At 70.7% G+C, this 12,474-nt stretch carries 10 protein-coding genes and 1 pseudogene; 8 read left to right on the forward strand and 3 right to left on the reverse strand.

The window, feature by feature from the left end; all coding sequences use genetic code 11:
* Positions 1-109: 109 nt before the first annotated feature.
* From OG568_RS48515 to OG568_RS48525, 4 genes and pseudogenes are all read left to right on the forward strand, one after another.
* The gene (locus tag OG568_RS48515) at positions 110-2,281 is read left to right on the forward strand and encodes a TerD family protein (protein WP_329529762.1); all 2,172 of its coding nucleotides are present in this window, start codon (positions 110-112) and stop codon (positions 2,279-2,281) included.
* A gap of 252 nt (positions 2,282-2,533) precedes the next feature.
* A pseudogene (locus OG568_RS61710) lies at positions 2,534-2,695 on the forward strand (LuxR C-terminal-related transcriptional regulator); the annotation flags it as partial.
* A gap of 70 nt (positions 2,696-2,765) precedes the next feature.
* Complete coding sequence (locus OG568_RS48520) at positions 2,766-3,968, forward strand: DUF6493 family protein (RefSeq protein WP_329529763.1); 1,203 nt, start codon at positions 2,766-2,768, stop codon at positions 3,966-3,968.
* On the forward strand, positions 3,965-4,219 hold the full coding sequence (locus OG568_RS48525) for a hypothetical protein (RefSeq protein ID WP_329529764.1): 255 nt from the start codon (positions 3,965-3,967) through the stop codon (positions 4,217-4,219). Before OG568_RS48520 ends, OG568_RS48525 begins: the two co-directional genes overlap by 4 nt.
* A gap of 318 nt (positions 4,220-4,537) precedes the next feature.
* Here the strand turns inward: OG568_RS48525 and OG568_RS48530 are convergent, their stop codons facing one another.
* Positions 4,538-5,560: a hypothetical protein gene (locus OG568_RS48530; RefSeq protein ID WP_329529765.1), complete on the reverse strand. Its 1,023-nt coding sequence runs from the start codon at positions 5,558-5,560 to the stop codon at positions 4,538-4,540.
* A gap of 409 nt (positions 5,561-5,969) precedes the next feature.
* Positions 5,970-7,226 carry an MFS transporter gene (locus OG568_RS48535; protein ID WP_329529766.1) on the reverse strand — a complete coding sequence of 419 codons (1,257 nt, stop codon included), beginning with the start codon at positions 7,224-7,226 and terminating at the stop codon, positions 5,970-5,972.
* A 128-nt stretch (positions 7,227-7,354) separates the two neighbouring features.
* On the opposite strand from OG568_RS48535, the gene OG568_RS48540 reads away from it, so the two are divergent.
* Complete coding sequence (locus tag OG568_RS48540) at positions 7,355-8,239, forward strand: winged helix-turn-helix transcriptional regulator (protein WP_329529767.1); 885 nt, start codon at positions 7,355-7,357, stop codon at positions 8,237-8,239.
* A 313-nt stretch (positions 8,240-8,552) separates the two neighbouring features.
* Complete coding sequence (locus tag OG568_RS48545; RefSeq protein WP_329529768.1) at positions 8,553-9,077, forward strand: alpha/beta hydrolase; 525 nt, start codon at positions 8,553-8,555, stop codon at positions 9,075-9,077.
* A gap of 104 nt (positions 9,078-9,181) precedes the next feature.
* Here OG568_RS48545 and OG568_RS48550 read toward each other — a convergent pair whose 3' ends face one another.
* Positions 9,182-9,757 (reverse strand): TetR/AcrR family transcriptional regulator, encoded by a 576-nt coding sequence (locus OG568_RS48550; protein ID WP_329529769.1) that lies wholly within the window; start codon positions 9,755-9,757, stop codon positions 9,182-9,184.
* Between the two features lie 243 nt (positions 9,758-10,000).
* On the opposite strand from OG568_RS48550, the gene OG568_RS48555 reads away from it, so the two are divergent.
* Both OG568_RS48555 and OG568_RS48560 read left to right on the forward strand, forming a co-directional pair.
* Positions 10,001-10,471 carry a VOC family protein gene (locus OG568_RS48555; protein ID WP_329529770.1) on the forward strand — a complete coding sequence of 157 codons (471 nt, stop codon included), beginning with the start codon at positions 10,001-10,003 and terminating at the stop codon, positions 10,469-10,471.
* Positions 10,472-10,830: 359 nt separating this feature from the next.
* Positions 10,831-12,273 (forward strand): dihydrolipoyl dehydrogenase family protein, encoded by a 1,443-nt coding sequence (locus OG568_RS48560; protein ID WP_329529771.1) that lies wholly within the window; start codon positions 10,831-10,833, stop codon positions 12,271-12,273.
* The last annotated feature ends 201 nt before the right edge of the window (positions 12,274-12,474 follow it).

The raw sequence follows: 12,474 nt of genomic DNA on the forward strand, positions 1-12,474 counted from the left end.
ACCGCACGTTCCCAGGCTGGTCCAGTACCCAAGCCCGAACAGCCGGCCGTCGGAGCGCGTACAAAAAACTCCTGTGCACCAGCTCGCACACCTCTGCGATCATCCCCGAATGGCGCTCAGTCTCGAATCGCTGGTCATCCGGCACACCCACCGCCTTGCCTCCCCCAAGGGCTCCGCCGGGGAAGGAGCCGCCGCCGCACGGCAGTTCGACGCGGCGCTGACGTCCGTGGGCTTCAAGCTCTCGGCGGAGCTGCTGGAGCGGCTGTCGGGGCTGTCCGAGGCCGCGGTCGTGCACACCGCCGGGCGAACGCTGCGCACCGTGAGCGAGATGGTGGGCGACCACGCTCAGCACAACGCGTACTTCATCGACTTTCCAGCGAACGTGCCGGACACCGAAGAGTTCTGGATGCGGTGTGTGACGAAGGCGCTCGGCGACGACAAGTCGCGCGAGAACGTGCTGACGCAGCTGGCGCACGGGGTGCTGGACCTGCTCAGCCTCCCCACGTACGGCCGCTACCAGCACACCTACGAGGAGATGCTCGCGGCGCAGGACGAGCTGATCGCCTCGGCGGGCGACCGGGTGACCGTCCTGCACCTCGGGCGGGACCTGGACGACGAACTCACGGACCTGTACCTGGCCTTGGCAGGCAGCACGACGCCACTGGGCGAGGACCACCTGCGCGACCTCAAGACCCTCGCCGAGCGGTGCGCGCCCGGCCCCCAGCCGGAGTCGATCCCGGTCCGGGAGAACCGGGCGGTCGTCAACGAGGCCCGTCTCGCTGTCGGCGCGAACCTCCTTCTGGACACCGTCACTGATGTGCTGCGGCTGGCCTGCGCGCTGTCGGGCGGCGACGTGACGCTGCAGGAGCCGACCCGGTTTCGGGCACTCTCGCGGCCGGCCCGCCGTGCGCTGCTGGCGGGCCTCGACGCCGTGGTCGCGGCGAACCCCGCCAAGCTGGCCGATGTGCACGCGCACCGCGAGCCTTTCAAGCGGCTCGGTGAGCGTCTGCACCCGCACGAGTACCCGCGCTGGCCGCACGCCGCCGATGTGTTCGCCGTAGCGCGCGGCGAGAAGGAGGCCCGGTCCTTCGACAGCCGTGTCGAGAAGCTGCTCGACGAGTTCGACGTCCTCGGTGCGGTGAAGCTGCTGGAGTCCGCTCCCGGCAAGCTGTTCCGCGCCTTGGACCTCCTGCTGCGTATCGCCGCCGGCCAGGAGGAGCGGGACGCGGTGGTGGCCGCCGCGGTACGGGTCGCCCCCGAGGTCTCCGGCCGGGTCGTGCTCTCGGTCCGCGAGCACTTCCACAACCGGGAGCGGGAGACCGACGAACCCCGCATCTTCGTCAACCGCCGGGGCCGCGCCTGGGTGACCCCCGACTACCGGCCGCCCGGCCCGGCCGCCGACCGCGATCGTCTGATCGCCGCCCTCGACGCCGAGCTGCGCCGCAGGCTCCCGGCGCCGGGCCGGCTGCTGCTCGGACCCGACGTCCTCGACGTGGCGCTCCCGCTCAGCGGCAGGGCGACCGCGGCCGGACTCGGCGTACTGCCGCGGGGTTCGGTCTCGGCGGTCGACGGCGAGCAGCTGCGCTTCTTCGTGTACTGGAAGGAGACCGAGAACCGGACCGACTACGACCTCTCGGCGCTGCTTCTCCACACCGACTACAGCACCGACTCCTGGCTCTCCTACACCTCCCTCAAGGCCGTCGGGGGCGAGCACTCGGGCGATGTCACCGAGGCGCCCGACGGGGCCTCGGAATTCATCAACCTGTCCCTGGACCGGGTACGCAGCACATTCATCGTTCCGCAGGTCAACATCTACGCCGGCGAGGGCTTCGAGGAGGTCGAGGAGTCGTTCTTCGGTTTCATGCTGCGCGACGGTGAGCAGAAGGGCCGGCCGTTCGAGCCGCGCACGGTGCGGATGAAGTCGGAGCTTCGCGGGGTGGGCCGAGTGGCGCTGCCGCTGGTGTTCCGGCGCGAGGACGACGGCCGGTGGCACGCGAAGTGGCTGCACCTGTATCTGAAGGCCATCTCGTCGGCCAACCGGGTCGAGGAGAACCAGGTGTCGGCGTCCAAGGTGGTGCGCGCCATCGTGGAGCGTGAGTACCTGACGGTGCGGTACCTGATCGGCCTGATGTCCGGCGGCGCCACGACCGTGGATCTGTGGGACGGCGGCCCGGTCCCGGACGAGCCCGTGATGTACATCGGTCTCGAACGTCCCGAGGGGCTGCACCCGGACTCCCGAGTCATCACCCTCGAAAATCTACGCGACTTGATCCCGGGCTGAGTGCTAGCGTTGCCCACGGCGAGGCCATGAAGGGGCTTCCTTCTCAATTCCTTTTCTGAAAACAAGTTCTTTCGCTTTCCTCGCCGTCGGCTTCGACTGGGAGGCGCCCGCGCGGCGCCTCCCAGTTTTCGTGTGCGCCGACGGCCATCACCCCGGAAAACGCACACGACTTGGTCCCGAGCCGACTGATAGCATTGCCTGAGGCGAGGCCATGAAAGGGCTTCCTTCTCCTCCGCCGTGAAAGCGGCTTAAATGCAAAGAGTCCCTTCGCTTTCCTCGCCCTTGACGTCGCTCCGGACGGTACCCGCGCTCACCGCTCGACTCCTCCGCCGCTCCAACCAGTACAAGGACGGCCACACCAACCAGGAGATCGCTGCCCAGCTGTTCCTCAGCCCACGCACGGTGGAATCGCATCGCACCTCGGCAACGTTACGCCCAGGAGGTCCTGATCGGCCTGGACGAGGCCGGGCTGCTGGAGCCCGACGTGCTCACCGAGGTGTGCGAACGGGTTCTGCTGAGACCGGAGAAGAAGCTGGTCCGCGCCCAGCTCACCCGGCTCGACCGCGCGGCCCGGCGGGAGACCGCGCGCGCCGCCCGGACCGTGCTCGATGCGGCGACGGCCCTCGACCACCGGGACGTCGACCTGCAGGAGCGCGCCCTCGACGTGATCGCCCGGCACCTCAGGGCCGCGGGCGACCGCGTACTGCCCGAGCTGCGCACGGCCGCCGCACGGATCAACCCCGCTCTCGCGGCACGAGCCGCCGATCTGCTTGGCATCGCCCCGGACCGGCTCACCGGCCAACTCACGGGCCAGTACGCCGACTTGCTGCCCGCCGTGTCCGAACCCCGCCCGGTGCCGGCGCCCATCGAGACGGGCGTCGAGGTCGCCGAGGAGCTCGCGGCGGTCGTCGCGAACGACAAGGACGTGGTGACGTTCGAACGTGTCCTAAACGGGCTGGTCCGGCACGCCCATCTCGACCGGGTCGCGCTGGCCCGGGCGTTGAAGCCGGTCATGCGCAAGGAACCCCGTGAGGCCGTCGGCTTCACCCAGTCCGACGTGTACGACGTGGCCGCGGCGCTGCGGGGCGACAAGCCGAGGGAGCGCGACTTCACCGCCCGCCTCAAATTCAACGCCTTCTCCCCGGCCGGGGAGCTGCTGAGGGCGCGCCTGGCCGAGGCGGTCGACATCATCAAGGCCGACGCGCAGCCGTTCCTGCTGGCCGTGCCGACCGACGCCACCGGTGCGCTGGACGCCGCCGAACTCGTGAGGCGTCTGTCGGTGCTCGACGGGCTGGGCATCACGCCCGCGCCGGTCGACCTGGCCCAGGCACTGCTGCGCGTCACCCCGACCGCGGACGAGAAGGTGCTGGGCGCGGCCGGGCGGCTGGAGTCCGACGCCGGGCAGCGGCTGGCGCGGTGGCTGCGCGAGGGCGGTCTGCCGCACTGGGAATCCGGTCCCGCGAACTGGCCCGACGCCCACTCGGGTGTGCACCTGGCGGACTGGGTGAGCCACATTCGCCCCGAGCCGGCCCCCGGTCCCCCGCTGCTCCCGGCCGCCGAGGCCCTGATCTGGCCGTACCGGAAGAGCGGTCTCTGCGACCCGATGGTCCCCTTCTGGCTCGCCCAGCTGCCACACCACCGCGAACTCGTGGTGGCACGGGCAGGGCGATCGAGGCGAACCGGGTGACCGCCTCCCTGCGTACGGCGGCCGAGACGGGCGCGTACGCCACCGTCTGGTCCGTGCTCGAAGTGGCCCTGCCCCGCCTGCTGCGCGACCCCGTGGTCCGGGGCACCGGAGCGCTGCTCGCCCTGGGCGTCGACTGCGCCTCGCGCTGCGCGGCGAAGGGCCGGATACCCGAGGTCACGACGGCCGCCGTGCGCACCGGGTCGAGCCAGGTGGTGAAGAACGCGCGGCTGCTGCGTGACGTACTGGGCTGAGCGGCCCTACCTCGCTGTCTCCGCAGTGATCTGGCCCCGAGTCGGATTCCTGACCTGCGGCGACCGGTTCAGCTGAGATGTGGAGGTGCAGGGAATCTCAGGTGACGTGGTCCCGGGCGGGTGAATGCCGGATGTGGTCTCAGCCGCTCTGGTCCGGCTCCGCCGTTTCGAACTGGGAACCCGCGAGCTTCCGTTTTTGAGTCGTGGCGGACATCCGAGGTGGGTCATGTCCCCAGCGTGACGCCGTACCGTCGGGTGTGGGTGTCTGTCGCCGAAAGGACCGGCGCGGCCTTCAACGATGTCTCGTAAAGGCGCCGTTCAGGGCATCGCATCGAGTGTTCTCACTACCTTGCGGGCATCGGCCGCGCCCGCTTTGTCACCGGCGGCCTTCATCAGCTCGGCGCGCCAGGAGCTACAAGCGTGCGCGACCGAGCGGGTTTCCAGGTCGATCACGGCGAACGGGATCAGCGCGGCCACAGTACCGGCCATCCAGGAGGAGAGGTCGAGCGTGAGCTCACGCAGGCCGTGACGCGCGCAGATCTGGGAGCAGATGAGGAGGACATACGCCCAGGACGGGCCGTGCTCGCCCATGTTGTGGCGCAGTTCGGGCGACTGCCGTTCGGACTGGTGCGCGTAGAGAACGTGGGCTTCCAGCCCCAGCCGCAGGCTCGCGGCCGGTTCGCGATCCCATGTCGCCGTTGCGGCGGCGGCGAACATGCCGGCGACCATGGGGGCGTCGTCGCTCGTGCACCGCAGGGACGACGTGACAAGAGAGCAGTCGGTGGCCGGGGCGGTCACCGCACGGGCGAATTCCCGGCTCAACTCGCCCGCCCGTTCATCACCTGCCGGTGTGACCTGCTTCAGCGCCCGGGCCAGTGTCATGTCGGCCAGCAGCGGCACGGGGGCCTCGATGCTGACGGACGGCACGCTGGGGCCGGCATCCTGGACCAGGCCTCGGGCGCTCGCTGCGATGCTGGACCGGCCGAACCGTTGGTGGATGTCAGCGGCGATCAGTCCGGCCTTCATGAAGGCGGGTACATACCTCGTGCGTGCGGCGGCAGTTCCATTGATCTCGTCACGCCGGTTGAGGAAGGTGCGGATCGCCAGGTCCGCGGCACCCACCGCGAGGTCGGGATCGCCCCAGCGGTGCAGCACCTCAGCGTGCTGTGAGAGTGCCCTCGCCATGTCCACCGTGAACGGGTCATTGTCCTCGAAACGCTCCAGCCAGGCCTGAAGCCCGTTCTCGGCACTCACCAGAGCCGACGCGCCCTGCCCGCCGCGCAGCTTCTCGACAGCATCGTCGAGCTGCCGCTCGGGATAGCCCGTTTCGACGTGACTCACGTTGCCCCGCCCCGCTGCCGACGCCAACTCCCGCCATAAATATAGGATGTTGACCCTTGCCTGAGGGAGTGCGGTGCCTCGACGAGATCGGGCCGGGCGGTGTGTGCGGCTGCCGTGGCCGCCGCCCGGGCGGGGTCACGTCGTGTGGACGCCGGGGGCGGGTTCAGCGTCGTAGACCGCAGGGCGTCGGGCCGCCTCACGATGCCTTTGCCGTCGGCCGGGAGCACCAGCAGCGTGTTGGCGGTGCACGGCGCGGGGATGCGGGCCCGGCAGAAGGCACCGATATCCACCGCGGCCTGGACGGCCAGCCGGGTCCTCGACCTGCCGTTTGCCGATCACCGGCCCGCAGCGGCGCATGAGCGCCGTCGGCGCGGTGTCGAACGAAGAACACGCCGGCTCCAGGACCGCGTCAGGCGAAGTCCCGGCGGCGGCCCACCGGGACCGCGAGCAGGTACAGCGGCGGCAGGAGCGCGGCTGCGCACACCGTCCACAGGGCCGCGTGCGTCCCCGCGTACGTGGCGAGCAGGCCGGCGGTGAGGGCGCCGACCGGCTGGGCGCCCCAGGAGATGAAGCGGACGGTGGCCATGACACGGGAGAGGAGCTCGGGCGGGGACTCGGTCTGGCGATGGGTGCGGGTGGTGATCGACCCGATGACGACGCCGAAGGCGAAGCCGGCGTTGCCCAGGGCGAACCAGTATGCGTCGGCTGCGGACGTGGTCAGCGGGGCCAGCAGGGCGGCAGCTCCGCCGGCCAGCGCGGTCCCGACGAGCCCCCTGGCGGTGCCGAACCGACGGGTCAGCCGGACCGCCAGGGCGGATCCGGCGAGCGCGCCGACTCCGTCCATGGCGAGCACCATGCCGAGTTGTACGGGCGTCAGTCCGGCCTCACGGACCAGGTAGAGGGGTGTGAGGGCGACCAGGGCGGCGCAGACGAAGTTGGTGGCGGTGGCCCAGAGCATGCAGGGCAGCATCACTGGGTGCCGCGTCACGTACGTCCAGCCCTCGCGGATCAGCCGGAGGGTGCCGTCGCCGGTGCGGGCGGCGGGACGGCGCTCGGGGAGGGTGCGCAGCAGCACGGCGGAGAGCAGGTAGCTGGCTGTGTCCACGAGGAGCGCGCCGACCGGGCCTGCGGCGTGCACGAGGAGGCCGCCCCCGGAGGGCCCTCCGGTCTCGGTGACGGCGTGCGTGCCGGACATCAGGCTGTTGCGGTCGGCGAGTTGCCGGGCCGGGACGATGGCGGGCAGAAAGGTCGAGTTGCCGATGTCGAAGAGTACGGTCGCGGCGCCGGTGACCAGCGCGGCGAGCAACAGGTGCGGGTAGCTGAGCCGGTCGAGCCACCAGGCGAGCGGGAGGGATCCGACGGCGACGAACCGTACGAGATCGAGGGTGACTTGGAGGCGGCGGAGCGGGACGCGCTGGGCGATCACTCCGGCCGGGAGGCTGAGCAGCAGCCAGGAGATCTGTCCGGCGGCGGCGAGCAGGGCGGCCTGGAGCGCGGTGGCGTCGAGGACTGTGAGGGCGACCAGGGGCAGAGCCAGGGCGGTGACGGCGGTGCCCGCGTCGCTGACGGTGGCAGCGGCCCAGTAGCGCCAGAAGACGGCCGGGGGCGAGGTCGTGTGGTGGGTGCTGCGGCGATCGCGCTCCGGGACCGTCGGTGTCTCGCTCATACTGCGCCCATCCCCCGTGAGTCTCTTATGGGAACTTACATGCTGCGATTGAGTTCCTATCCGGAACTGACCTCATGGCGCAAGATGGCTTCAAAGACCGGACGTTGTATCCGCAAGACAGGAGACCCATGGTCAGGTCGGTGCCCGAGCGGGACGCCGCCTGTGCGATCGCGCAGGCGGCGGCGGTGGTCGGCGACTGGTGGAGCCTGCTCCTGGTTCGGGAGACCGCACGCGGGCACCACCGGTTCGACGCGCTTCAGGAGGAGTTGGGGATCTCCCGGAAGGTGCTGACCGAGCGTCTTGCGCACCTGGTGGAGGCGGAGGTCCTGGAGAAGGTGCCGTACCAGAGTGGCCCGGTGCGCTACGAGTACCGGCTGACGGAGAGCGGGCGGGGGCTGCTGCCCGTGCTGCTCTCGATGCAGGACTGGGCGGACCGCTGGCTGCTCGGCGACGGCTCGCTGAGCGGCACGGCCGACGAGGAGAGTGCGGAGGCGCTGCGGGTGGCGGGCCTGGTGGGCGAGCGGCTGCCGCGCCTCGAACTGCCGGGGCACCGGGACGGTGAGCCGCTGGACCCGGTGGCCGAGGCCGCGGCCACCGTCCTGTTCTGCTACCCGGCGACCGGTCGCCCCGGCCCGCTGCCGGACGGCTGGGCCGACATCCCGGGCGCCATCGGCTGCACACTGGAAAACCGGCTGTTCAGGGACGCGTACGACGACTTCCGCGCGGCGGGCGCCGAGGTGCGCGGCGTGAGCACTCAACGTCCTGACGAGCAGCGGGTGTTCGCGGTCGAGGAGGGCATCCCCTTCACCCTGCTCTCAGACGTCGACCTGCGCCTCGCCGCCGCTCTGCGGCTACCAGTGTTCCGTGCCGGGCAGGCACTGCGGCTGAAGCGGGCGGTGCTGGTGGTGGACCGCGAACGCGTGGTGCGCCAGGCGCGCTTCCCGGTGACGGACATCCCGGGGGCAGTGCGCGAGGCGCTGGCGGTGGTACGGCGGGTGGCGGCGGGGCGCTGAAGAGGGGCGGGCGCGGGGACAGCCCCGGGCATGCCCGCCGAGTCCGTCACGGCGACAGCCGCTCCCACCCCGCCAGCCGTCCCCCGGAGTTGCTCCGCACCTGACGGGGCCTGCCGTGCCGTGCACCTGATCCCCGCAGTCCCCGCAGTCCCCGCAGTCCCCGCAAAGGAGCCACACCCAGGGATCTTCTTGGTGATCTTCTCGGCGTCGGTGAGCAGGGCGTCGATCGCGGCTCCGCGGATGGCGCGGGAGGGGGGAACCGACCGGCGTCGGTTACTCGCCCGCCAGGCCGCTGCAGCACTTCGCTCGTGGCGTGCCGCTCCAGCACGGCTGGACGGTCCAAGAGCTGTGGTGGCAGGTCCCGGATGACTTCCCACAGTTCACCGTGGACGACCGGATCGCGTGGGTGGAGCGGCAAGTCACCCAGGCCATCGACGCCGGGGCAGGAGCCTGCCGCCTCCTCGTCGGCAAGTCCCTGGGCTCACTCGCCTGCGGCGTCGCAGCCGATCGGGACATCGCGGCAGCCTGGCTCACTCCTGTCCTGACCACCGACCATGTGGCCCGTGCTCTCCCGCGAGCCAAAGCGCCGACTCTCCTCATCGGCGGTAGCGCCGACAACCTGCGGGATTCACGGATCGCCGAGTCCCTACGGCACGACGTCCTGGAGGCTCCCTCAGCGGATCACGCCCTGGAGCTCGCGGACGACGCCGCGGGATCCGTTGACGTATCGCAGCAAGCCGTCTCACGACTGGACCGCTTCATCGGCTCTCTCGGTTGTGAGAAATCACTGGACAAGATCGCCCGGACAGACGGGGAACTGGGATGCCGGTGGCCTTGACCGCCTTGACCGCCTTGGCGAACTCGGCGTCGACCCGCTCCTGCCGAGCGCGCGGCCGGGTTCGCCGGTCCGCGTGCGCGACGATTTCAGCCACGGGCGCGAGGTCAGCGTTCCCCCTCGGCGTCACTGCTCGCCGTGCCGGTCAGGATCGCGCTTGCGACGACGTCGAAGAGGTGATCGGCACGTGGCGCGAGCGAGCGTTGATCGCCGAGCCAAGCGAGCGCCTCTACCAGCGCGAACAGATCGACGCCGTCGATGTCGGCCCGCGCCATGCCCGCGGCCTGGGCGCGGGTGAGGAGCCGCGCACCGGCCGCGCGCAGAGTGACGCACGAAGCGTGGAGTGCGGACTCGGTGTCCTCGATGGCGGCTGCCATCAGCACGACCGCGCCCCGATACTCGGTTGTCCACGCGACGCAGTCGCGTAGCCACGTGACGAGGGCATCGCCGGGCGAGCTGGACGTTTCGAGGGCGCCTGCCTTAGCGGTCAGCTCGTCGAAGCTCGTATGGAGCAGGGCATCGAGCAGCGCCTCACGCGTCGGGAAGTGACGCAGCAGCGTCGCGAGTCCGACATCGGCCCTGCGCGCGATGTCGCGCAGTGACACGTCGACGCCCTGCTCGGCGATGGCGGTGCCCGCTACTGCGAGCAGGTGATCGCGGTTCTTCCTGGCGTCGGCCCGCATCTGTCCCCCTTGACTATTCGGATCAGTGGTCCATATATTCGGATCAGTGGTCCGGGTATATGGACCACCGATCCGAATAAGCCTATCCCGCGCCGCGGGCGGCGGACGAGTCCCCCTCCGGCCGTCACCGCCGTCCGCCGCAGCAGCCGGGTGCGGCGAGGCACTCCGGCTGCGACCACTACCTGTCGAACCGGTGACGCATTGGGCGTAATCCATCGACGTCAAGAAACAAGGACACCCCCCATGAATCTGAAGCTCGAAATGATCGTGCTGCCCGTCTCCGACATCGACCGGGCCAAGGCCTTCTACGAGAAGGTCGGATTCCGCCTGGACGTCGACCACACGGCCAGCGAGGACATCCGGGTGGTGCACTTCACGCCGCCCGGCTCCGAGTGCTCGATCATCTTCGGCGAGGGGATGACACCCATCGCACCCGGCTCGTTCCAGGGCCTGTACCTCATCGTCTCCGACATCGAGGAGGCCCGCGCGGAGCTCGCCGGCCGCGGCATCGAGGTCAGCGAGATCTTTCACGACGCAGGCGGCCTCTTCCACGGCCACGAGGACGGGGACGTCACCCACCGCGGCCCCGGCCAGGAGCGGCGGGCCGGCCTGCACCCCGAGCGCGCCTCCTACGGCTCCTTCCTCACCTTCAGCGACCCGGACGGCAACGGCTGGGTGCTCCAGGAAATCTCGCAGCGCCTCCCCGGCCGCTGACAACCCCGCAAGCCACCGTCCAAGCGCTGCAACGGGCCGTGTCCGGCCGGATGGCAGCCGGTCCGGCCCAGCGGTTCCCGCGGTCCGGGCCGAAGGCCGGCACCACACCGCAGGGCGAGGGCAAGCCTGCTCTCCGCCGCCCGGCGGCCCGGCGGACACGGGCCCGCGCCGGCCGAACGGGCGCCGCGGGCGCCGCGGGCGCCGCGGGCGCCGAGAGATGGCTTGGCCGCCGGGGCCGTCCGGCGGCGGGGAACGGCAAGCGCGGTCGGCAATGGGCCGCGGCCGCCGGAGTGTCCGACCGAGTCACGGAAGCAATAAGGAACGAAACAGTGAGGAACGCAGCAGTGAGGAACGCAGCAGTGAGGAACGAGACACCCCGCACCTACGACGTGATCGTCATCGGCGGGGGTCCGGTCGGCGAGAACGTGGCCGAACGCGCCCGCGCCGCAGGGCTCAGCACCGTGATCGTGGAGCGCGAACTCCTCGGCGGCGAGTGCTCGTTCTGGGCCTGCGACCCGAGCAAGGCGCTGCTGCGGCCGGTGGTGGCACGTGCCGACGCGAGCCGCGTACCCGGACTCAGCCCGGCGGTGGCCGGTCCGCTGGACGTCGAGGCGGTCCTCGCACACCGCGACAAGATGTCCTCGTACTGGAAGGACGAGGACCAGGTCGACTGGCTGAACTCGGTCTCCGTCGACCTCATACGCGGCCACGGCCGCCTCACCGGCCCCAAGCAGGTGGCCGTGCAGACCCCCGAGGGCGACACCATCGCCCTGACCGCCCGGCACGCCGTCGCCGTCTCCACCGGCACCCGCGCCGCCCTGCCCCCCATCCCCGGATTCGACACCGTGCGCCCCTGGACCAGCCGCGAGGCCACCAGCGCCGACAAGGTGCCCGGCCGCCTCGCCGTCGTCGGCGGTGGTGTGGTGGCCGTCGAGATGGCCACCGCCTGGCAGGCCCTCGGCTCCCAGGTGACCATGCTGGTCCTCGAGAACGGGCTCCTCGAGCGGATGGAGCCGTTCGCCGGCGAACTGGTCGCCGACGGACTGCGCGAAGCGGGCGTCGACATCCGCTTCAGCACCACCGTCACCTCCATGGCCCGCGAGGGCGGCGGGGACGGCGAGGTGCGGATCACGCTCTCCCACGGCGGACAGCTGGCCGCGGACGAGATCCTGCTGGCGACCGGCCGCGCCCCGCAGACCCGCGACGTCGGCCTGGAGACCGTCGGTCTCACCCCCGGCGACTGGCTGACCGTCGACGACACCTTCCGTGTCATCGGCGTCGACGGCGGCTGGCTCTACGCTGTCGGCGACGTCAACCGCCGCGCCCTGATGACGCATCAGGGCAAGTACCAGGCCCGGATCGCCGGCACCGTCATCGGCGCCCGCGCCAAGGGAGAGCCCATCGACGACGCCCCCTGGGGCGCGCATGTCGCCACCGCCGACCACGCGGCCGTCCCCCAGGTCGTCTTCACCACCCCCGAGGTCGCCTCCGTCGGCCTGACCAGCCGCGAGGCCGAGCAGAGCGGGCGCCGCATCGAGGTCGTCGACTACGACCTCGCCCGCGTCGCCGGCGCCCACCAGTACGGCGAGGACTACCGCGGCCGGGCCCGCATGCTCATCGACACCGACCGCAACACCGTGGTGGGCGTCACCTTCGCCGGCCCCGGCGTCGGGGAACTGGTGCACTCAGCCACCATCGCGGTCGCCGGCGAGGTACCCCTCGACCGGCTCTGGCATGCCGTCCCCGCCTTCCCCACCCTCGGCGAAGTCTGGCTGCGGCTGCTGGAGACCTACCGCGGCTGAGCATTTACGGCCCGCCCGCGCCCCCCTGCCGCAGGCGCGCCAATCGAACGATTCCGCACTCAGCGCCCCTTCAGGACATCGCCCTCCTATTCCTCAACATTCAGGTGATTTCATTCACCACACTAGTTCATTGTTCAACTACATGTCGATGCGTAGCTTTGACAGCGCCTAAAGAACGGCAGGTCCGCCATCGCAACCATG

The organism is Streptomyces sp. NBC_01450 (assembly GCF_036227505.1).
In the GTDB taxonomy this organism is placed as follows: Bacteria; Actinomycetota; Actinomycetes; order Streptomycetales; family Streptomycetaceae; genus Streptomyces.